This window comes from Pantoea sp. BS_8 (assembly GCF_041954965.1).
GTDB classification, from domain to species: Bacteria; Pseudomonadota; Gammaproteobacteria; order Enterobacterales; family Enterobacteriaceae; genus Pantoea; species Pantoea stewartii.
In genome coordinates, this window is record NZ_JAVAXU010000001.1 from 872,942 (window position 1) to 895,383 (window position 22,442).

Annotated in this window: 19 protein-coding genes; all 19 read right to left on the reverse strand. The window is 54.0% G+C overall.

The genetic code is table 11. The features are described 5' to 3' along the window. Positions 1-2: 2 nt before the first annotated feature. Positions 3-2,609: a type VI secretion system Vgr family protein gene (locus tag RAC65_RS04030; RefSeq protein ID WP_375096382.1), complete on the reverse strand. Its 2,607-nt coding sequence runs from the start codon at positions 2,607-2,609 to the stop codon at positions 3-5. 11 nt (positions 2,610-2,620) lie between these two features. Next, positions 2,621-4,111 carry a serine/threonine-protein kinase gene (locus tag RAC65_RS04035; RefSeq protein WP_324030447.1) on the reverse strand — a complete coding sequence of 497 codons (1,491 nt, stop codon included), beginning with the start codon at positions 4,109-4,111 and terminating at the stop codon, positions 2,621-2,623. 29 nt (positions 4,112-4,140) lie between these two features. Then, positions 4,141-6,750 carry a type VI secretion system ATPase TssH gene (gene tssH / locus RAC65_RS04040; RefSeq protein ID WP_039338230.1) on the reverse strand — a complete coding sequence of 870 codons (2,610 nt, stop codon included), beginning with the start codon at positions 6,748-6,750 and terminating at the stop codon, positions 4,141-4,143. 55 nt (positions 6,751-6,805) lie between these two features. Next, positions 6,806-7,852 carry a type VI secretion system baseplate subunit TssG gene (gene tssG, locus RAC65_RS04045; RefSeq protein WP_375096383.1) on the reverse strand — a complete coding sequence of 349 codons (1,047 nt, stop codon included), beginning with the start codon at positions 7,850-7,852 and terminating at the stop codon, positions 6,806-6,808. Next, positions 7,849-9,726: a type VI secretion system baseplate subunit TssF gene (gene tssF, locus RAC65_RS04050; protein ID WP_033742148.1), complete on the reverse strand. Its 1,878-nt coding sequence runs from the start codon at positions 9,724-9,726 to the stop codon at positions 7,849-7,851. Before tssF ends, tssG begins: the two co-directional genes overlap by 4 nt. 2 nt (positions 9,727-9,728) lie before the next feature. Continuing rightward, positions 9,729-10,304, reverse strand: a complete 576-nt coding sequence (gene tssE / locus RAC65_RS04055) for a type VI secretion system baseplate subunit TssE (protein ID WP_033742150.1) — start codon at positions 10,302-10,304, stop codon at positions 9,729-9,731. Further along, positions 10,294-11,121, reverse strand: coding sequence for a type VI secretion system accessory protein TagJ (locus RAC65_RS04060; protein WP_375096384.1), 828 nt, complete (start codon positions 11,119-11,121; stop codon positions 10,294-10,296). Before RAC65_RS04060 ends, tssE begins: the two co-directional genes overlap by 11 nt. Before the next feature lie 16 nt (positions 11,122-11,137). After that, the gene (locus tag RAC65_RS04065; protein ID WP_039338307.1) at positions 11,138-12,142 is read right to left on the reverse strand and encodes a hypothetical protein; all 1,005 of its coding nucleotides are present in this window, start codon (positions 12,140-12,142) and stop codon (positions 11,138-11,140) included. A 10-nt stretch (positions 12,143-12,152) separates the two neighbouring features. Continuing rightward, complete coding sequence (locus RAC65_RS04070; RefSeq protein ID WP_039338221.1) at positions 12,153-12,944, reverse strand: PP2C family serine/threonine-protein phosphatase; 792 nt, start codon at positions 12,942-12,944, stop codon at positions 12,153-12,155. After that, positions 12,941-14,797 (reverse strand): type VI secretion system-associated FHA domain protein TagH, encoded by a 1,857-nt coding sequence (gene tagH, locus RAC65_RS04075; RefSeq protein ID WP_375096385.1) that lies wholly within the window; start codon positions 14,795-14,797, stop codon positions 12,941-12,943. The genes RAC65_RS04070 and tagH overlap by 4 nt, the downstream gene beginning before the upstream one ends. A gap of 142 nt (positions 14,798-14,939) precedes the next feature. Continuing rightward, entirely contained in the window at positions 14,940-15,371 is a 432-nt protein-coding gene (locus tag RAC65_RS04080; protein ID WP_375096386.1) for a lysozyme inhibitor LprI family protein, read from the reverse strand. 254 nt (positions 15,372-15,625) lie between these two features. After that, complete coding sequence (locus RAC65_RS04085) at positions 15,626-15,949, reverse strand: hypothetical protein (protein WP_375096387.1); 324 nt, start codon at positions 15,947-15,949, stop codon at positions 15,626-15,628. A 97-nt stretch (positions 15,950-16,046) separates the two neighbouring features. Further along, positions 16,047-16,598 (reverse strand): hypothetical protein, encoded by a 552-nt coding sequence (locus RAC65_RS04090; protein ID WP_375096388.1) that lies wholly within the window; start codon positions 16,596-16,598, stop codon positions 16,047-16,049. A gap of 18 nt (positions 16,599-16,616) precedes the next feature. Beyond that, entirely contained in the window at positions 16,617-17,474 is an 858-nt protein-coding gene (locus tag RAC65_RS04095; protein ID WP_375096389.1) for an N-acetylmuramidase domain-containing protein, read from the reverse strand. A gap of 69 nt (positions 17,475-17,543) precedes the next feature. Then, positions 17,544-18,026 (reverse strand): type VI secretion system tube protein Hcp, encoded by a 483-nt coding sequence (locus RAC65_RS04100; RefSeq protein ID WP_033742159.1) that lies wholly within the window; start codon positions 18,024-18,026, stop codon positions 17,544-17,546. A 541-nt stretch (positions 18,027-18,567) separates the two neighbouring features. Continuing rightward, positions 18,568-20,067, reverse strand: coding sequence for a type VI secretion system contractile sheath large subunit (gene tssC / locus RAC65_RS04105; protein WP_033742163.1), 1,500 nt, complete (start codon positions 20,065-20,067; stop codon positions 18,568-18,570). Further along, on the reverse strand, positions 20,067-20,597 hold the full coding sequence (gene tssB, locus RAC65_RS04110; RefSeq protein WP_033742165.1) for a type VI secretion system contractile sheath small subunit: 531 nt from the start codon (positions 20,595-20,597) through the stop codon (positions 20,067-20,069). The genes tssC and tssB overlap by 1 nt, the downstream gene beginning before the upstream one ends. Positions 20,598-20,677: 80 nt before the next feature. Then, positions 20,678-21,703 carry a type VI secretion system protein TssA gene (gene tssA / locus RAC65_RS04115; protein ID WP_033742167.1) on the reverse strand — a complete coding sequence of 342 codons (1,026 nt, stop codon included), beginning with the start codon at positions 21,701-21,703 and terminating at the stop codon, positions 20,678-20,680. 10 nt (positions 21,704-21,713) lie between these two features. Then, positions 21,714-22,430: a type VI secretion system-associated protein TagF gene (gene tagF, locus RAC65_RS04120; RefSeq protein WP_033742168.1), complete on the reverse strand. Its 717-nt coding sequence runs from the start codon at positions 22,428-22,430 to the stop codon at positions 21,714-21,716. Between the last annotated feature and the right edge of the window lie 12 nt (positions 22,431-22,442).

Sequence of the window (22,442 nt, forward strand, 5' to 3'; positions counted from 1 at the left end):
CTTCATTCACCTGAAAATTTAAGGAACTCTGCGGCTTCTTTAGTGTATCGCTTGGTCAGACCGCCCGAATAATAATCCCACCAGTTATGAGCGACACCATTTTTTACAGTAGTTGTTGAACCATATATCGCTTTGTCATAATTCAAACGTGCACTTAAAAGATCATTCTGGAAATCAGAAGGACTCATCTTTTCAATATAGTTTATACTGTCATTAGTCAGAGTTGAGGATTTCACGATTTTTCCTGTACTCATTGAATTCAGTATTGCCTGAGAACCACCAACACCTCTCATGTGAGCCAAAGACATAACAGCAGCCTGTTTACTGGGATCGGTAAAATTGAGCGCTCCCGCCTTTCTGGCTGACTCGTTCATATATTTTGAGACAATGTTGAACTCTTGTTCACTCCCCTGACCATAAGTCTTTCTCGCTGCCGCGATATCATCATAAGCAGGACCGAAACCTTTTCGGAATCCATACATCTCTGGTATGCCGCCTTGTTCACCTGTAGCGCCTTCTGACTTCATAATTGAACGAACAATCTTGTCATCAAGTTTATTGGACTGTGATGACTGTGCTTTCTGAGCAACGGGCGCTGATTGATTTTTGACCCGTCCGCCCCCTCCAGAGGATTTTTGATGATTACTTTTAGGTGCCGCCGGGGCCGCCTGCCCCTTTTGCTTTGGGGGAAAAAGACTCTCCACAGCCTGAGTAATATTGCCTTTATGGCCCGGCCCAGGAGCCCCCGTGCCTGGCTTCGCACCCGATGTATTTAAATTAAGTTTTCCGCCAGATGTGGTGATGTGACCATCACCGCTCACAAACAGATTAAAACCCTTACCGACAATATTAATATGACCATTAGCATTAAGTTCAATCGCGCTTTCGCCGCATTCAAGGCGTAACCTGGTCCCTGACCCAAGAACGTAGGTTTCAACAACGTTGTCGATTTTTCCTTGTCCGGTTAAACGCTCTTCACCACCTTTAACGCCATGTACGCGGTTGGTTTCAACCCGATAGAGTTCATTTCCGCCTGCATAATGGCTGTGATTATTGGCAACGGAATGGCTGGCATCATTTTTAACATGCGTATCCATATTCTTCTGCGCCTGGATCCACAAATGCTCCTCACCCGCCTTATCCTCAAAGCGCAATGCGTTAGCGGTATCCGCCGTGCCGTCTTTCGATCGGCTCAGAAAACCCATCTGTGTGGCGGCAGCGGGCAGTGCCCACGGCGGCATACTGGCCTCATTGTAAACCCGGCCGATAATCAATGGACGGTCGGGATCGCCGTTGATGAAATCCACCACCACTTCATCGTTGACGCGCGGGATCTGCACCCCGCCAAACCCCTGGCCTGCCCAGGCGCTCGACACGCGCACCCAGCATGAGCTCGTGTCGTCACCCTTCGCCAGACGGTCCCAGTGAAACTTCACCTTCACCCGGCCGTATTTGTCCGTCCAGATGCTCTCACCCTTCGGCCCCACCACCCTGGCCGTCTGCGGGCCGTGCGTCTTCGGCCACGGTGTTTCCGGGCGCGCACGAAAGGTCACCGCGGCAGGCAGCACCGTGAAGTCGATGTTGTGGCGCGTGGCACCCACGTCGCCGCTGGCGTAGCTGTTCTCTTCAAAGTCATAGTACGCCGACGTCACCAGGTATTTGCCGTTGTCGCTGAAGTGCGGCGCGTTCAGCAGCGCAAAAGTGTAGCCCGGCGCGATACCCGTCGCCGTTCCGCTTCCACTCACCTCGTGGTGCTCTGCCTGCCACACCTCCTGGCGGACGCGCGCGTAGTATTCGCCGTGACCGTGCTCGACAAAGTGGCCAGGCCAGTCGTACACGTCCACTGAGCCCGGCGTCGGCGACACCGGATTCTGGCGCGCCTGCAGCATCCACGCGTTTGGCTTGCGGAAGTCGTAGTCGTCGGTGCTGTAGATGCCCGGCGTCACGCTCTCCGCCAGCGCCCACTGGCTCACGCCCTCTTCCGTCACGCTGCCGCCCGACGGCGTCACGTGGTACGCGATTGTCTCGTAGCCCGGGAACGGCTGATGCTGATCCGGCGCGTCGCACAGCACCAGCGTGTGCTTGTCCGCCTCGTGGCGGAAGAAGTAGTAAATGCCCTCCAGCTCCATCAGCCGGCTGATGAAGTCGAAGCTGCTCTCCTGATACTGCACGCAGTATTCCCACACCCGGTAGCTGCCCGCCAGGCGCGTCTCCACGTTTACCGCATACTCCTTCAGCAGCGTCTGCACAATCTGCGGCACCGTCTGGCTCTGGAAGATGCGCAGGTTGCGGTCGCGCTTCATCGGCCACAGGTCCGGCTCCACCGTCAACGCGTAGACCGCATAGCGCACACCGCCCAGTTCCTCGCTGCGCACTCCTATCCGGGTGATTTTGCCGTTGATATAGCGCGGGTTCAGCGCGCTCATCAAGCCGTCCGTCGGCAGCGTGAAGGTGACCGGTTTACCCAGCAGCGACTGGCGGTCAATGCGCGCGTCCGTGGAAAGCAGCTCCGCTTCCAGCACGAACGATTCAGACAGCGCCTCGCGGCCGCTCAGACGACGGAACAGCAGTCCCTGCGCGGGAAGTTGTACAGTAATACGTGAAAACATAGACATACCTGTTAAATATGAGGATCAAGTAACCAGACGCCTTCCTGATTAATCGTCAACGTCTGTTCGCGTTCGCCGCTTTGACCTGTCACTGAAAACGTGTAATTGCCTGGTGCCAGTTGCAGTGCGGCAAAACCATTGGCTGCCGGTACAACCGCCTGCGGCTGGCCGTTCACCTCAACGCGCTCGCCGGGCTGTAATTTGATATACACCTGCGCGACGGGCGCAGGTGGCGGTGCCACCGGCTCCTGCGCTTTTTCCGGTTGGGCCTGGGCAGTCTGCGTTTGTGCTGGCGCCGTCTGGGTTTGAGCCGATGTAACAGAGGGCTCCGTGGGTGCCTGCGACGCGGAGGAAGCTGCCGGGGCCGTTTCCGTCTGCGCAACGTCAGCCGGTTCAGCGTCCTGTTTGTCGCCGCCCGCCATCAGTAGACCTGCACACACGCCCACCAGCACGCCCGCCGCGACCAGGCCCGGTAACGCAAAGCGGTTACGCATCAGTTTCTTCAGCGGTGTGGCCGGTGCAGCGGCCTCGTCGTTTTCTTCTACCGGCACCAGCATCGTGCCCGGCCCGGTGTTTTTCACTTCCGGCAGCGGTTCGGGCGCTTTTTCTGGCAGCACCAGGGAGGCCGCAAAGGCGTCAATGCTTTGCGGACGATCTTCCGGTTTCAGGGCCAGCGCGCGATCGACTGCTGCCAGCAAGGTCTGGCTGTAGCCGGCCGGCGCACGCTGAACCAGCGGTTGATAATTATCTTCAATACTGCGTACCACGCTCACCGGCGGCGGTGCGCCAGTGATTAGCGTGTGCAGTACGGCACCCAGCGCATAGATATCGGTCCACGCGCCCTGTTCACTTTCATCGTTGTCGCTGTATTGCTCAATCGGCGCATAACCCGGACGCAGCATGGTTTCGCTTTCATCCGAAAGGTTACCGATGGTTTTGCGCGCGGAGCCGAAATCCAGCAACACCGGATCGCCGTTACTCTGAATCTGGATGTTATCCAGCGAGATATCCCGATGCAGATAACCCGCATCATGGATGGTCTTAATCGCACCCAGCAGGGGCGGCAGCAGGCGACGAATCCAGTTCTCATCGATCAGCTGCGGATTGCGCTCACGCAGGGCTGACAGTGTGGTCCCGCTGTAAAACACCGTGCCCATGTAGGCGGTGTCGTTTTGCACCCAAAAGCGCAGTACATGCAGCAAATTAGGATGGTTAAAACGCGCCAGCAGACGGGCTTCCTGAATAAAACTGTTCAGGCCGGCATGGAACGTCTTACTGAACCGTTCACTGCGCAGTACCAGATTCAGATCGTCGCTGCGCACAGCCAGTGAGGACGGCATAAACTCCTTGATGGCGATATCGCGTTCCAGCTGGTGATCCCACGCGCGATAGACGATGCCAAAGCCACCGCCGCCGATGACTTCCTTGATTTCAAACTCATTGAACCGGTAACCAATCGGTAGCGCATTGGGTACAGTCTGGTGATTATCGTGTTCCGACATATTCGAACGCTCTCTGATAACGAACGGCTTTAGACAGCAAACTGGCAAACAAACTCGCCCTGCTCACAGCTGACCTGCACACGACGATAACGTTCGTCACGGGCATGGGCGCTGAGCAGTATCTGGCTCATTTGCGGCAACAGGGTATTGGTCAGGATGGCGTCGACCATGCGACCGCCAGACTCCACTTCCGTACAACGCTGCACGATCTGGCTGACCACCGAATCGTCAATAACGGCCTCAATACCGTGATTCTCTTCCAGCCGACGGACAATGCGTCCCAGCTGAAGTTTAACAATCTCCGCCAGCATCTCATCACTCAGCGGATAATACGGTACCACCAGCAGACGGCCCAACAGCGCAGGCGGGAAAACCTCCAGCAACGGTTTACGTAACGCGGTGCTGAGAGCCTCTGGCTCCGGCATCAGTTCCGGATCGGCGCACAGAGCGCTGATCAGTTCTGTACCGACGTTGGAGGTCAGAATAATGATGGTATTACGGAAATCGATATGACGGCCTTCCCCGTCTTCCATCCAGCCCTTATCAAACACCTGGAAGAACAGCTCGTGCACGTCAGGATGGGCTTTTTCAATCTCATCCAGCAGTACCACGCTGTAAGGGCGACGGCGGACGGCTTCCGTCAGTACGCCCCCTTCCCCGTAACCGACGTAGCCCGGAGGCGCACCTTTCAGGGTTGATACGGTGTGCGCTTCCTGGAACTCGCTCATGTTGATGGTGATTATGTTTTGTTCACCACCGTAAAGCGACTCAGCCAGCGCCAGCGCGGTTTCGGTTTTGCCCACGCCCGACGGGCCGCAGAGCATAAACACACCGACCGGTTTGTTGGGATTATCCAGACGGGCGCGCGAGGTGCGGACGCGTTTGGCAATCAGATCCAGACCGTGGCGCTGACCAATCACGCGCTGGTTCAGCGTATCGGCCAGATTCAGCACAGCGTCGATTTCGTTCTTCACCATGCGGCCCAGTGGGATACCGGTCCAGTCAGATACCACCGCTGCGACCACACTGGCATCCACGGCGGCAAACAGCAGGGGCGCTTCGCCCTGTACCGCCTGCAGCTTCTGCCGGGTGTGATCCAGCGCCTCACGCAGCGAGGCTTCTCCTTCCGTCACGCAGCGGGCACGGAGTGCAATCAACTCTTCGACCAGTTCGCGCTCCTGCTGCCAGCGGGCGTCCAGCGCATCACGCTCGGCCTCCAGTGCGCTGCGCTGCGCGGCAATGGCGGCCTGACGGGTTTCATCGCCCAGCCCGACCTTCGCTTCGCGTTCCGCGATGTCTGCTTCAATGTCCAGCGCCGCCAGGCGGTGCAGACAATCTTCCAGCGCAGGCGGCTGAGCGCCCTGGCTGACGGCCACGCGGGCGCAGGCGGTATCCAGTAACGCCACGGCTTTATCCGGCAACTGACGGGCAGGAATGTAGCGGTGAGACAGCTTTACGGCGGCGCTGACGGCTTCATCCAGGAGCAGTACCTGGTGATGTTTCTCCAGAGCACTGACGGTGCTGCGCAGCATCAGGATCGCTTTCGCTTCATCCGGCTCCTGCACCTGCACGGTCTGGAAACGGCGGGTTAACGCGGGATCTTTCTCAATGTATTTTTTGTATTCGGCCCAGGTGGTTGCGCCAATCGTACGCAGCTGGCCACGGGCCAGGGCGGGTTTTAACAGGTTGGCGGCATCGCCTGTGCCCTGTTGTCCACCCGCGCCTACCAGTGTATGAATTTCATCAATAAACAGCACAATCGGCGTGGGACTGGATTGCACCTCGTTGATCAACGCCTGTAAGCGCGCTTCAAATTCGCCTTTCATGCCCGCACCAGCCTGTAGCATACCGATATCCAGCAGCCACAGCTGTACGTCGCGCAGCGGTGCAGGTACGTCACCGGCCGCGATGCGCAGCGCCAGCCCTTCTACCACCGCCGTTTTTCCCACGCCGGCTTCACCGGTGAGTAACGGGTTGTTCTGGCGGCGGCGCATCAGAATATCCACCATCTGGCGGATCTCTTCATCACGGCCTGCGACCGGATCGATTTTTCCGTCCCGTGCGCGGGCCGTCAGATCCTGTGCATACTGCGCCAGCGTACTGGTGCCCGCTGCCGCTGGCGCGGCGGCCTCACCGGCAGGCGGCACAACGGCCTGCTGAACCTCCTTGCTGTTCGCCAGCAAGGTATCAAACTGCGCCAGTAACGCATCGGCATTGATGCGCGAAAACTGCGGCGAGATGCCTTTCAGCACGCTGGCCAGATTAAAGGTTTTCAACATCCCGATGAGAAGATGCCCGCCGCGAATGCGGTTCGCGCCATATTTCAGCGACGCATAAACCCAGGCGCGTTCAACGGCGCTGTCGATGTGTTCTGCGAGATCGGAGACCGCACTGGCGCCGCGCGGCAGGCGGTCCAGGGCAGCGACGATATCCCGCGTCAGCGCGTTTTCATCCAGTGAAAAGTGCTTAATCACCTGCTGAAGATCGCCATCCTGCTGCTGCATGAGCTGATGCAGCCAGTGCACCAGCTCCACGTAGGGATTGCCACGCAGTTTGCAGAAGGCGGTCGCACTCTCAAGCGAGGTAAATAACAGCGTATCCAGTTTGCCAAATAGTACGGCACGGCTGATTTCTGACATATCGGTTCTCTTTAATGAAAGAAGCGGCTAAATATCGGGGAAAGCGGTTGCGCCGTTACGGCATGGCCTCAACCTCAAAAGCAAAATCTTCACGATCTATGGGCTGCGGTTGCTGTCCAAGCCAACTGGTATAGCCCAGCCGCGCCTCACCGCCCAGGGTTACCCCTTTCACGGCGTCGGCCGCCAGGATCAGGCTGAGATCCCACTGCATCTCAATCCCTAAATAGTGACGTACCCAGTCGCGCACTTCGCACGCGCCCTGAGCATGGGGTAAAAAACGTTCATACTGCTCGGCACTGAGTGGCCCGATGCGCAGGCGGAAGCGATGCTGCACATCACGCACGGCCACGCCAAGGAAAGCGGACTCACCCAGCCGCGGCATGTGGCGTCCTGCTGACAACCGCGCCTGATCGCGGCTGTCCAGCGCTAACCATTGCGGCACGTTCTGCTGCAACATCACCGGCACACCAAAGTAATGGCGCAGAATCCGCACCAGGCCTTCGGCATCATGACCGTGACGGCTGAGGTGGCCGGACAGCATCAGGCGCGCATGCAGGCTGAGCGAACTGGCTTGTTGCTGAGCCGGTAAGCCAATGCCTGCCACACAGGCCAGGTAATCCTGAAAGCGTCGGTCATCACGGCGATCCAGCGAGCTGGTGGGCTGAGCATTCGCCCAGGCCCGGTAAAACAGCAAGGTGGCGCGATGGTGGAACAGATCGGCAAAGGCGCTCAGGCTGTGATCCTGATGGTGATCGATGCGGCCACGAACGTATTCCGTTAAGTGCGTCGGTAACGGGCCGTTAGGGCCGAACAAGCCAAAGCTGTAGATGGCCACGTCATAACGGTCGTCCTGCTCGCGCGGTTTAACCTGTGACACGGTGGACGGTGCAAAGGCTAGCGAAGGGGTTTGTCCGATGCGCACGGCTTCAAATTTTGGCAGCGGCGCTTTACCTAAGGCATAACGCTGACCGCTCTGGGCATCCAGCTTACGCAACAGCTGAAACAGGTCGTAGCGCCAGGGGGCGGCCATGACCGCCTGCCAGAAGTCATCAGGCAGGCGAACGGCCCGCTGTAAGGGAATGATGTGCGCCGTTTCACTCATAGCAGCGCCTTTTTACCCATGCGCGGTGGCCAGTAGCCCACTTCGCCGCGCTGCTGGCTGCTCAGGGTGAATTCGGTAAAGCTGTTCAGCGCCACGAGGCGAGAGAAGACGCGCTCCAGTACGCTGCCAAACAGCCACGGACTGGCACCTGAAAAAGCCTGTTCATCGACTTCCAGCGCGATGCTCACGCCGCGTGCAAAGACCACCGGGCCCGGTTCCGGTACGCGACGGTGCACGGCTTTCAGGTTGCAGTGCCGTATGCCGTCGATCTGGCGCGTTAGCGGCGTTTCCGCCAGGCTCGCATACAGACTCAACATCTGGCGCAAGGCCGCCGCGCCTTCCCCCTCACTGCTGTCCATCAGGCTGAGATAGTTCATCTGCAGATGACTGATCAACCGCCACGCTGACAGCCCTTCTGCCAGCGCGGGACGTGGCGGCGTGGGCCCTTTGCATAAGGTAAGCTGCCCGACCGGAATTGAGTCGGGCATAACAAAGTTGCCCTGCTCCTGCTGTAACAGCATTAACGGCAGATCGCGGCTGGTACACATCACCTCGGCAGACAGGTAGCGGATATCGCTGTTCCACGGCGTGTGGTTTTGATCGACCAACGACAAAAATACTTCAGAGCCGATATAGCCTGTGCGGGTGCCATAGCGCAGCGCATGTTCGGACAGTGTGCGCTGTTCGCGACGCAGCGAGAAATAGGCGCCGTAATCGCCGCCATCGTGGCTGAAGGTGCTCCAGAAGGGACGGAAAATTTGCTCTTCACGCTGCCCTTCCACCGAGGCAAACAGCCGCTTCACCGAATGAATTTCATAGTCCAGTGGGCGGATGTTATCGACCACCAGATGATATTCATGCTGACTGTCGCTGACTTTGAGTCGCTCAGCCGTTTTCGGGAACAGGTTGATCACCGGCGTGCAGTGCAGCGCCAGGTGCGTATTGTCGACCACGCTTTCCAGCGCGGCATCGGCTTTATCCAGCAGGATAACGATGTCAAAAGACTGTGTGTTGTCGCAGCGGCGCAAAAACGGCGCGAGCTGGCGCAGGCTGACAAACTGGAAACGTGCCGGGAAAGCGAAATATTCCTGTAGCAGACGATAGCCATCGAAATTACGCAGGTCATCCGGCAGCAGCGCCTGATCCGGCGAAAAGCCTTCCTGCTCCAGCGCATCGTCTGGCAGCGACTGGCGCTGTGGTTTTGCTTCCACGGACTGCAAAATAATGCCGCTACGATGCTGCATCAGCAGCTCCATCAGCTTGAGCGCCTGAATATCCGGGCCGCTGAGGAAAAACATAATGTCGTCCAGACTGAGCTGGCTCAGCGAGGAAATGCCTTCGCAGGTCATACGGATGCGCAGTGCACTGGAAGCCCCGGACGATCCGCGTGCCTTCAGTTCTCCCAGCGGAATATCCGCCGGTACGCCCCCTAGGGAGACATCGCTGATGCGCAGCGGCTGCAGCATCACATCATGTGCCGTGCTGTAGCTGCAGGTGACACCGGTTTTTTTCAGGTTCTGGCTTTCCATCATCGTGCCGCGCGGCACTAAAAAACCATTGCTGATATCGCCTTTCCGGCTGTCCGGCGTCAGTTGCGCAATGGCCATGGACGGCGTGGGAGACAGATAGCCGGGCGCCACCATTTCCAGCATGCGCTGCGAAAAGCGCGGAAACTCCGCATCCATCTTTAGCTGCACACGGGAGGTCAGGAAAGCAAAACCTTCCATCAGCCGCTCGACATAGGGATCGGCAACGTCAATGCCGCGCATCCCGAGCCGTCCTGCGACTTTCGGATACTGCGCAGCAAATTCCGCGCCCATCTCACGCAGATAGGCCAGTTCACGGTTGTAATAATCGAGCAGCTTGCTGTCCATGATTAACCTGCATCCTGTAGTTCAAAATGGCCGCTCTCTAAATCCACCTGAGTGCGGAACAGAAACTCCAGCGGGTAAGGTACGCACCATAACCGGCCTTTTATCTCGATCGACAAAACGTTGTGCAGGCTGAGGGAGGTCAGATCGCTGACGCAGCGCACCTGCAGGCCCTGCGGTATAATACGCGGTTCGAAATGCAGGATGGCATCGGTCATTTTCCGCTGCATATCCTGCCACTCAATGTCAGAAATATTCTGTCCGGCCAGCGGCGCGACGCCAAAGTTCAGCACAGAGCGCTGTACCTCATTCAACCCGCTAAGATCGTGCTGTGCTTCATTGTTAATGGTGTTGAACAGCCACTGAAGATCGCGCAGTACATTGCGTCGCAGCGTGCTGTGGGTAATCACCGAACTGTTGCCCGATTCTGTCGCTTTCTCGGGTGCATCATCCGTCAGTCTGTCCAGCAGCGATGACTGAAGCTTATCGCGCGCGGTCAGCGTGTCGCGATTTTTACGCGAACGATAGCCGCCATGCAGCTGTGAATAGCCGTCACCGGATGAATTGTCGTTACGACTCATGAGGTAACTCAGTTTCGTTGAAAATCATCTGTTGCAGCGTCAGTAAGGGAAAGTCTGCCTCGTCACTGAGCCACATTTTTTGTCCGTGCCCAATGAACTGCCCTTCGTCACCGTCCAGTGCCTGCCATTCTGTGATGCTGGCACGCAGGAAGCGTTCGTCCGCGCCTTCCTGAAGAGGATAACGAACCGGGATCTGACAGATTTGCTCACTGCCATCCACCAGTTGCAAACGCGTATGACGCCAGACCAGATCCGTCACGCTTGCTGGTGCCTGGAATTCCATTTCCGCGATCGCCGCAAACGGGATCCAGTAATAGCGACCATTAGCAATCGCTTCACAGATCGGTCCGAAGCGACTGTCGCCGTCCATCAGCCAGGCGAACGGGCTTTCGCCCTCCTGCGCAACGGCACGACCGGCAGTCGCTTCTGCGCTGTCCAGCGCCTGAGCACGCAGTGTCGCCCCTGCTACGCTATCCCCGGCGATATCGGCTTTCAACGCGGCCAGCATCAGATTGCACCAGGGCCAGGCACTGCCAGGCAACTGGGGATCGGCCTCGCCGCGCAGGACAGCCTCACGTAATACTTCGCCCGCAATTGCCTGTTGCAGCAAGGTGACGGTGGGCTGCGCCTGCGGCAGCATCGCCAGCCAGGATTTCAGTTGTGTCTGTGCCCGCTTCCAGTTACCGGCAAGGCACAACAGCTGGACGAAGGCAGCCCGTAAATCGGCATCCGCAGGGTTTGCCTGGATTTGCGCGGTAATGCTGGCCAGGTTTTCTGCCAGAGAGGCGTTAGCCAGACGCTGTTGTAAAGAATCCATTCAAACTCCTTATGCCTTAGTTGATGGTGCGATAGACGGCGGCGGCCGGATCTTTCAGTTCCGGATGGAGTTTTTCCACCAACTGCACTTTGATTGAGGCAGGGCTGCTCAGCCAGGGTGACCAGGTTTTCCGCACTTCCTGCAGGCGCGCCCGCAGGGCATTTTCATCTGCGGCTTCGCTGGCAGGCATCGCCACAACGACCTGATTCACCGCCTGCCAGCCGTTGAATTGTGGGCTGAACGGCAGCACCAGCCAGCTGTCTGGCGATTTTTCATCACTCAGCACCATGCGCTCGCTGTTGACCGTGGTAATCGTCAGCTCATCAAGCTGTTGTTTGTCGCTCAGGCCCGCCACCGGGAAACCCTGTAAGAAGCTGACAGAGACGGGTTTGCTCTGGCCCTTGCCCACTTCCGTTAAGGTACTGTGACCGCTCAGCCAGCCATCTTTGCCACAGGTCACGCCCTGCTTAGCGGGCACGAAAACGGCACTTGACTGCGCGGGCTGATGCCACCAGGTCCGGAAATGACAGCCATCCAGCAAACTGAACTGCAGCCATGGCGTGGTATCGGCTGGTGGGGAATTCAGCACGACCGGCGCGGCGGGTTGCGTCTGCGTCACCGGTGCCTGCTGCTGTGCAGTGGCAGCTGAAGCAGGTTGGGAGGTTGCCGGCGGTGTAATAACCACTTTCCACTGCTGCGCTTTTGCCGCACTGCCGTTACCCAGTTGGGCACCTTCGGTATCGGTTAATGTCCAGTGCAGTTGTTGCAGTGGCTTACATTGCGAGCCCATTAATCCGGCGACACGCGGCAGAAAATCATTTAATACTGAAGGATCTTTATCCCCGTGCGTCACAATGCGCAGGTTCACCGTGCTCTTACACCAGCTTGCGAGCTGGTTATCTTTAACATCATCAATCCAGACATCCAGTTTCTGAGTTGGCGACTGCACAATGCGATAGTTCTCAGCAAAGGCATGGGTACTCAACAGCATTGCAGCCAGGCCCACTAATCCATATTTCATGTTGGCGTTCTCAATCTCGAAGAGGGAAAAACTGCGCCGCATCTGACAGCGAGTGCAATAAAGTGGTGTCTTCCGGGGAACCTACCCAGACAGCCATGGCGCTGAAGTTGTCCTGCTGACCACCCTGCGGTTGGCTGTTTTTGATAATTTGTTGCATCAGGGTCAGCCACTCTTCTGGCGTGTTCACCATATGCAACGATTGCTGCATTTGTTCCAGCGTGACGCCATGCCAGAAGCCGTCCGTGCACAGCAGAAAGGCGTCGCCGTCTTCAATAGGCACCACGTCGCTATAGCTGGCATCACGCTGTTCATCGCCCATGCCGAGGGCGAAATAAAGCAGGTTACTGTTGATGCCTTCGGTCTGATGACCGGCATCTTTCATTTGCTGCACCAGGCTGTGATCGGTGGTGACATGATAGAGATAGCCGCGGCGAAACAGATACAGGCGGCTGTCGCCTGCGTGGGCCCAGTAAGCCAGCTCATAGTCTCTGTCGATAAACAAACTCACCAGCGTGGTGCCCATGCGACTGTGCTGACTGTTGGCTTTTTGCTGTTGCCGGATTGCGTCGTTGGCATAATTGACGTAATCGCGGATAGTTTGCGCATCCAGGTGCGCATTGCCATCGAAGGCTTCCATCAGGCTGCTGCGCGCAATTTTCGCTGCCACATCACCGCCAGGAAACCCTGCCACACCATCGCACACCACAAAGCAGGCCGAACGTTCACCGATGCGCTCACCGGTTTGATCCTGATTGGTGGCGCGGTCGCCCTGATTCGACGTGGAAGCAGTAGAGATATTCATGCGTCATCCGTGTGGGTTTGTGAGTCTTTATACTGATTTACTTCCATGTCGTACGCGTGCAAGAAGGCTTCGCCAAACAAGGTATGGAAGTCATCTTCGATTTCACCGGCGGTTTCGCCATAGCGCTGAACAAAATGTTCCCACAGCGCGGCTTTGCGATTACCGAGCAGACCAATGCGTGAGATTGATCCGTTCTGACGCGCCTCTTCTTCCAGCTGATCGGGATTAAACGATTGCAGCATGGAGGCGATAATCGCACGAATACCGGCAATCATACCCAACTGGTGGGCCTGCAAATCAATCAGCGCATCGCGTACCGCCTGACGTGGTGGCATAAAGCCTGGCATGCGGCTTCCAAACATCTGCATCAGCACGGTCTTGCCCGAGGGCAACAGTTTAAACGGGTTATTCGCGTCGTCGAGAATCACCGTCATATCCGCCTTCACGCCGCGTTTCAAAATTGAGCGCGACGAGAGCAGCGCGACCGTTCCCTGTGAAAACATGCTCAGCATCTGGCCAAATTGCCGCATCTGCTCACGGTCGAATTGCGGCGTTGGTTGCAGATCCTGCAGACCCATGCCTTCGAGCAGCGCATCCAGCAATTCACCTTTCAACGCATCACCGCTACTGCTGTTTCCTGTCGTCTGCTCTGCCCCACCGTTATTGTTGTGCGAGGCAACCGGATCAATACGCAGTCGTCCTTTTGGCGTCGGCGAAGGCGCACGCTGAACCGCCTGCGGCGTCGGTAACGTAATGCCACCGTAATCAATGGGACTCTGCGCCCCTTCAGTCTGCGCAGGCTCCGGCTCGGTTTCGAATACGGGATCGTGAGTGGGCTGCGTTTCAGTGTGATCAAACAGCGGTGAGCTGCTTAACTCGGCCAGCTCAACCGGCGCGCTGTCACGCGGTTCGGGAGCAGGCTCAGGCGTTTGCGGATGCGGGGCCGGTTTCTGAGGGGCTGGCCGTGCTTCAGGTTGTGTAACCGGCACCTCAGGTTGCGCCAGCGGTACCGCGCCGCTCATCATTAATCCAAGGGGATCGTCATGATGACGTGGGTCGGGCGTATTCTGACTGCCAAACAGATTCAGGGGATCCAGATCGCCCGATGGCGCCTCGACTTTCGGTTGTCCCTGAGCATTTTGCTGGGCTGATAAGGTGCTCGGCGTACGATCATCAAAGATGCTTTCCTGCGCAAAGAGCGCATCGCCTTCATCAAACAGACTGCTGGTTTTAGGCTGTTGCCCGATATCCAGCGGCTTATCGCTGATCAACTGTGCCAGCGGATCTTCCGGATTACGGTTCGCCGCCGTCGAAGTTAACGGATTGGCATCTGGCATATCGGGGGCCGGCGTTTTACGCTTCGACAAATCGTCTGAGATGGAAAACTCTTTTGCCAGGCTGTCCCAGATTTCACTCGGAATGGCCGCCGTACTTGCTGTGGCAGTGACTGGTGCGGCGACCGGTGGCGCATCGTTCATGACCGGCGCTTTAGCTGGTGCAGCCGTCACGACAGGCGACGGCTGTGGTTGCTGTTCACCGTTAAGATCGTTAACCAGCAGGCGGTAGTCATCAATACCCAGCACGTCGCCGTCCTGCAATTCCACCTGGCGTCCCCGCTCCAGTGGGATATCGTTTAACAGCACACGCGTCACGTTACCGCGATTCGTCAGGCGGCATTCACCTTCAGCAGTGATATGCACAATCGCCTGCAGGCGGGAAATCGTGCGATCGTCGTCGGGCAGTACCAGATTGTTATCCACGCCACGACCAATTGTGCCGCCGGGAGGAAGAAAATCAAAACTGGTTTGCGGCGGTTGATGGCCGGGTTTAGCGGTTATTATCGTAAAGCGCATCACGGATTCCTGCGGTTAGCTGTTCGACATCTATATCGCGCGTCTCTCGGGGAGAAAGGCGGGATATCAAAATAGATAGAGTTACTAAAGCTTTACAATATAATATGCACCTGTATTAAAACAGGTGCATATTAAAAAACAATCAATCGTACGGGATCTGTTCCAACTGTTTAGTTCTTGCCTCATCAAGTTCTGCAATACAATTATTCGTAAATACCGTATAAGGATTACTGTTTTTATCGGCAATATGCGCAAATAACTTACACTGCCCATCGCGATATTTTAGCCAGCTTCGCTGTGACTCAAGAAATATATTCAAATATTCTTTTTTGACTTCAGCTTCGTTTTGAAAGACTTTATCGATGCGTTTCTTTGCCGCCGAGTACTCATTATTTAACTTTTGCTCTGCAGTGTTTTTGTTTTTTTCAGCACAAGTAAACACTGCCGGATCACTTGTTTCCTTAGAGCAATCATCCATCGCATAAGCTGAATGACCAAATATAAAAAAGATAAAAGCCAAACTATAAATATATTGCCTGCACATAAAAATCTCCGCCTGTTTATGTTTTCTCAAATAATTTTCTCATTGGCGTCTACCCTCATAACTTTTTACTTGGGCATTATCTTCAATAAAATCCATTAACTTATCGATATCGTTATACATGCAGGCTTTCATGGTTCTTTCAAAACCCATCCCTTGATATGCAAAGTCTACAGCTATATCTTTTATAGGAGGTTTAAGGTTTTACAAAGGGGTACTTTCTCGGAAGCCAGAAGTTTTCTAAGATAAATTGATTGCCCTCTAACCAGGTATTTAGGGTATATCATTTAAAATAATTTAGCTTGAGCCACACGTTTAATAATACCATACTCATTACGGTGTTCTTTTACGAACTTGTCTGACTGTGAAGGCGATAATCGAGCACCTCTCGCCAGAAGAATAACTTCTTCCTGTGGAACACCAGCGTGGATCAGGTCTATTTTCACCGTCTCACTAGAACGCCCACCCATATCACAACCACATCCGATTGTTACGCCAGAAGCTCCTTTAGGCCAATGGATATGACGACTAGATACTGTGCTATTAGGCCTATCATTACCTTCTGCATCAAAATTTATTTTTATAGCGGCAAATTCATCAATTTCAACCAATAGTACAAAGGAGTTTAATCATACATCTCATATGCAAACCCCTTTAATTAAAATTAACATAAGCCTTGTTTGTTTTGCTAAAGAGGTTTGATTAAAATTACTTTTGATAAGCCTTACGCAGTTCAGTGAGATTTTTTATATATGAATTTTGAAACTTTTCAGTAACACTCTGATCGTAATAGATGCTGTCATCACCACTTTTTAATCCCAAAATGTAGTAATCATTTCCATAGTGATCAGGGGCTTCAGTGGTATAAATAACCGCAACTTTCGTAGCAGGATCGTCTTTTTTTGAAATAAGGCCGACTGAATCAACTTTATGGCAACCTACTGTTTCCCAATCCCCTTGACCGATTGTTTGAATAAACTGATCAGATTTTTTACTATCCTTTGTCCAGGCAATAAAACATACAGGCTGAACTTCTCTTATCCATCCTTTCCCTTGTACAAGAGTACCTAGTACTTTGCCATTTTTGATTAAATCGAAAGTTTGAGATTTATCTAATTCAACTCGTTCAAGACCTTCATGCTGAGCTTCCTGAATAATAGTCTTTTCATAATCATTTGAATGAGGTTTAGAAAGAGTTATGGAAGCATTCGCTATAGGGCTAATAACAAGTAAAGACAATACCAGATTGAAGATTTTCATATTATATAATATCCTTAATTAATTATGCAGGGCTCTGTCATAATTTCTTGATAAATGAACATCATAATTATTCTTTTTATAATCACTACCATTGTAGTATCTGGCAAAACTTGACCAGTTCTTCGTCCGGATTGCATTCAAAAGAGTCGGCGTATGAGAAACATGATTAACAAAAGCGTATACCTGTCCCGGAATAGTATTCATTCCTTTGACAAACTCTTCGATATTTGCGTAACCCGAAGTGACATAATTACTACCCATAATTTGGAATGCTCCCCAGGAAGCTGACTGGAGCGCTGCTGCACGATCAAGTGCTATTGCTTTGTTTAACTTGTCGTATTGCTCACTAAATTTACCATAATGATCGTATGGCTTTCCTGATATTTCAGGATGAGTTGCATCATATTTGTGATTTGTTAATCTACTGAAATAGTGCCTTTCATATAGAATTGTCGGCCGACCTGATGAATCGAATGGACTTTGCTTGGTTTCCGACATCACAACTGCTTTTATTGCTGCTGGTTCGCAATTTAATGCTTTCGCCATACTAACATACATTTCATCAGTAACAGCAGAGGCTGTAGTATCGAGGCTTAATTTTATATTGCTGGCCGGCGTAATATTTCCATGTAACCTACGCATTGTAGGCCCCCGGGGTGAAACAATACCGTCCGGGTTGCGAAGACCCACAATCTTTTCCTGGAATATTTTTATTTTATCAATAGTTTTTGGTCCCAAAAAACCATCAACTTTTAATTCACTACCAGGAGGTGTAACAGACTTATTGGAATTTAATAATGATTGAACGGTTTTAACATCACGTGATTTATTAGGTTGTCTTAAACCAACGCCCTGGCTTATCTGTATTGTAGTCACGTCAAATCCCTCTCGACTCAGCTTTAACAGATTAGTGTAAAGGGCGCCTCCTGATGGAGGCGCATCTTATTAAGCTTCTTTATTCTCTTTGATGTTCCAGCCCGCGCTGGTTTCTGCACCTTTACCACCAGAAGAGCTCTGCTCCCAGTACTGCTGTTTCACTTTCGCAGCCTGGAATGCATAAGTTACGCCCAGGGTGTCATCGTGCTCTGAACCCACGAACTGAACGTTGGTTACCAGCACATCTTCCAGGGTGATTCGGGTGTATTCGATTTGCGTGCCGCCCGCTTTACAAACTGACACTTCAACCTTAGAAACGTGCTTACCGCTGGCACAGTTTTTCAGCAGTGCAGTTACCGCTTTGTCGATTTTGGCATTAATGTGCAGGTCGTTGAAGTTAACTTTACCAGCACCGCCACCGCCGCCCACGCTCATATTACCCGGCTGATTAGCGCCCCAGGAGAAAGAGGTAATATCAATCCAGCCGGTATGGTTAGAATCTTTAGATTCACCCGTAATGCCGTCTACCTTCAAATACATATCAATAGCCATAATATTTACTCTTCGTTATGGAAAAAGTTGTCGCTTTCGAAAAAGCATCTATATGGCAAAGAGAAAAGCATGGGGCTGAATAAAACAGTCCATATTTTACTTTTGCCTCGACTTCGGGATTGCTACAGGCTTCCCGAAGGGTCCCACTACAATAAACTGCCACAGCAGGAGATTTTTTTTGCCGTATCGGTATGTCAAATGAATGCTGACGCACACAAGGCATCCGTCGTATATACGCTAAATTTAATTATGTCGTTCATTCTGTTGCAGGCTGATGACTTAACCCCTATCCATTCTCACAGCGATAACAGAACAGTTAAGCTAATTATTTATCTGGCCGACCTGGAACAGCAAAATATCTGATTAGGCAGCCTGCCATTATACCTTTATAGCCCGGTCGAAACCCGTAGACCTTCTACCGGAGCCAGTATTTTCAGAAAAGGTTTATTTTGCGGGCAACAGAATTTTTGAAATGAAAAAGGTCATGCTTAATCGTCTGAATAAGCACGCCACCTGGACGTGCTTTACATTGCAAAAAAATTTAATTCTCGTTCGACTTCAGCGAAGGCAGCTTCGATACCAGACGCAGCGACACTGTTAATCCTTCCAGTTGATAATGCGGGCGCAGGAAGAATTTCGCTGCATAGTAGCCAGGGTTGTCTTCCTGCTCTTCCACATTCACCTCCGCCGCAGCCAGTGGCTTGCGTGATTTGGTTTCCTGTGAAGAGTTAGCCGGGTCACCATCGACATAGTTCATTATCCAGTCATTCAGCCAGCGTTCCATATCGTCACGCTCACGGAATGAACCAATTTTGTCGCGCACAATGCACTTCAGGTAGTGAGCGAAACGGCAGCAGGCGAACAGGTACGGCAGACGGGCAGCCAGACGAGCATTCGCGGTAGCGTCCGCATCATGGTATTCCGCCGGTTTTTGCAGCGACTGTGCGCCAATAAACGCGGCGAAGTCAGAGTTTTTACGGTGGACCAGCGGCATAAAGCCATTTTTCGCCAGTTCGGCTTCACGACGATCGCTGATGGCGATCTCGGTCGGGCACTTCATGTCCACGCCGCCGTCATCGCTGGGGAACGTATGGCAGGGCAGGTTTTCCACTGCGCCACCTGATTCCACGCCACGGATGGAGGTACACCAGCCGTACTCTTTAAATGAACGGTTGATGTTGGCCGCCATCGCATAAGCTGCGTTGGTCCAGCTGTAGTTGCTGTGATCCGAGCCATCGGTCTGCTCTTCAAAATCGAAGCTGTCAACCGGGTTGGTACGAATGCCGTAAGGCAGACGAGACAGGAAGCGCGGCATTACCAGGCCCAGGTAACGCGCATCTTCCGATTCGCGCAGGCTGCGCCAGGCGGCATATTCGGTATTCTGGAAGATTTTGGTCAGATCGCGTGGATTCGCCAGCTCCTGCCAGGATTCCATCTGCATAACGCCTGGCGCGGTACCGGTGATAAACGGACAGTGCGCTGCCGCACCGATGCGGGCCATCTCGCCCAGCAGCTCAACGTCCTGCGGGCTGTGGTCGAAGTAGTAATCGCCGACCAGGCAACCGAACGGCTCGCCACCGAACTGGCCGTATTCCTGTTCATAGATTTTCTTAAACAGCGGACTTTGATCCCAGCCCACGCCTTTATAGCGCTTGAGCGTGCGGCCCAGCTCCTGTTTAGAGATGCTCATGAAACGAATCTTCAGCATCTCATCGGTTTCCGTGTTATTCACCAGATAGCTCAGACCGCGCCAAGCGCTTTCCAGCTTCTGAAACTCTTCATGGTGAATAATCTGATTGACCTGCTGAGACAGCTTTTCATCAATCTCAGCAATCAGTGCCTGAATGGTGCGGTAAGCATCGCTGGAAACGGTCACCGTATTTTCCAGCGCCTGCTGTGCCAGCGTTTTCACCGCGCTTTCTACCGCTTCGCGCGCCTGATCACTCTTTGGACGAAACTCTTTGTTCAGTAAGGCACTAAACTCGTCCTGACTAAAACTGGCATCGCCCTGTGACTGGGGTTGTTGAGAAGTCTGATTCATTATTGCTCCTCCTTCCCTTCTGCGGCATCCGCCTGCTTAGGCACATGCGTCAGCGCCTGCAGCAGGGTCGGATCCTGAAGAATTTTGCCGATAAGCTCTTCAGCACCATTTTTGCCATCCATATAGGTCAGCAGATTTGAAAGCTGAGTACGTGCTTCCAGCAGGCTGTTAAGTGGTTCGACTTTACGGGCAATGGCATCCGGGGAGAAATCGTCCATGCTTTCAAAAGTCAGGTCAATATTCAGTTTGCCGTCGCCGTTCAGCGTATTGTCGACCTGGAATGCAGCGCGTGGCTTCATGGCTTTCATGCGCTCATCGAAGTTATCGATGTCGATTTCCAGGAATTTGCGGTCGTCAACGCTGGCCTGCGGCTCCAGCGGCTTACCGGCTAAATCGGCCAGTACGCCCATGATGAAGGGCAACTGAATTTTTCGTTCTGCACCATAAACTTCCACGTCATATTCAATCTGAACGCGTGGCGCGCGATTGCGGGCGATAAATTTCTGCCCACTGGACTTCATTGTTGGCATGGTTCTCTCCATAAATAATGCGCGGTTACTGGCTCGCAGGAGGCGCGCAGGTCTCGCTGCGTTAAGACTTCACTGATAGCTTAGTCGCGGCGTCCAAAAATGTTTTCTAACTGATGTACACCATCCGGCGCAAGGTCGCGAATGATGTCCATAAAGTCGAGTTCGATCAGGCGCTGTACACGGTCAATCATCAACGGTGCCGGATGGCTGGGCTCGTGCTGCGTAAAGTACTGTTTCACTTTTTCCAGCATTAACTGCGCTTCAGCACGCGAGTTAAGCTGAGCACTGCGCCAGTCTGTAGCGGCGCGCGACGCGGCCCTGGGCGCGGTTGGGTTTTCAGTTTCCGGTGCAGACTGTACGGCCGCTGCCAGAGACTGTAACGCGCCGATATCGGTGGCCTGGCAACGCTCATTCAGCATGGCGAAGCTGCGCTGAAGCTGACTCATATCCGGTAAGGCCGTTTCATCCAGCTTTTCAGTCACCAGGCTACGAATGCGCTGCAAACGTTCGCCAATGTCCTGAATGGCCGCAACGCCGGGTTGCTCGCCTCGCGCCAGTTCATCATTAAGACGCGGCAGGCCGCCAGGGTAGTCTGGCACTTCCGTTTTACTGCCGTCACATAATGCAGCGGCATCGCGAAGCGTAATCCCGTCGGAAGCATAACGCAGCAACCACGACTGGCGCACCGCGCCCGCCAGGGCTGACTGGTCGCCCAGCACGGCCAGGGCATTGATGCGGTAAAAGGGATCGGGCTGGCCATCTTCTTCCAGACGTGGCCATAAGGTTTCCCAGTACTGCGACATGGCCTGCTCAATCAGTTGCAACCCCTGTGCATAGCCGGGCAACCCTTTGAGACGAGTCCAGGCGTGCGTCAGCGTGAGCATGACGCGTAAATCTTTGCTGCGGCTCATTAAATCCAGTGCCAGCTTTTCGACCTTGTTCCAGTCAGCCGGTTCGGCCGGAATGATGGTATTGCCGAACTGCTGCTCGGCTTTGCCTACGCTGGCCTGTTCCATCGCCTGAAAATCCGCATCGTATTCCAGGTTATCTCCGCAGGGATTATCGTGGCTTACCGGTATCAGCAACGTGTCAATATCAATACTCATCCGTTTCGCCTCAGGATTCAAACATAGGAGGATAAAGTCCATTTCGCCCGGGCTTTGCACCGCCCGCCGGATCGAATAACAGCGAAAATAACTGCGCTGTCAGGTTGCCGCTGTGGACATGGGTATAAAGCGGAAAACCGTCGCTCTGATTGGTCCACCAAAAACTGCTTTGAAACTGGGGATCAAAACTCTGTGATGGCAAATTCCAGCTCAGGGTGGAGGCATTATTCTCCCCGCTGCCGATCACCGATAAGATATCTGATGAGGCTTCGCCTTCCTGAGGCTGTGGAAGGGGAATACTTAACAACGCCTGATCAAACTGCTCGGGCGTGCCCCCCTCCTGAACCGCCCGCAATAAGGTATTGCCCATCTGGTGATACCAGTCACCGGCGCGGGCCAGCAGTAACGGGGCCCATTCCGTTGGCGTAAAGTAGCGCAACGCACAGAGCGGATAATGTCGCCCGACGCTGTCGCGGGCGGCGGTCAGGCAGCCCATCTGAATCAGCTGCGTACCTAACATGGGCGGTATGACAAAATTCCATACGGGCGCTTTAAGAAAGGCCCGGGACGCGGAATGCTCGCCTTCCGCACTGGTTTGCCAGTGATGCAATCCTACCTGAAACCAGTTCGACCACTGGCGCTGCAGGGTATCGGGGAAACGTCGTTTTACGAAATCACCCGAACTGGGCAGTTTGCCGTACCAGCCAGGTGCTGCGTATTGAGTCATAGTCAGATCCTG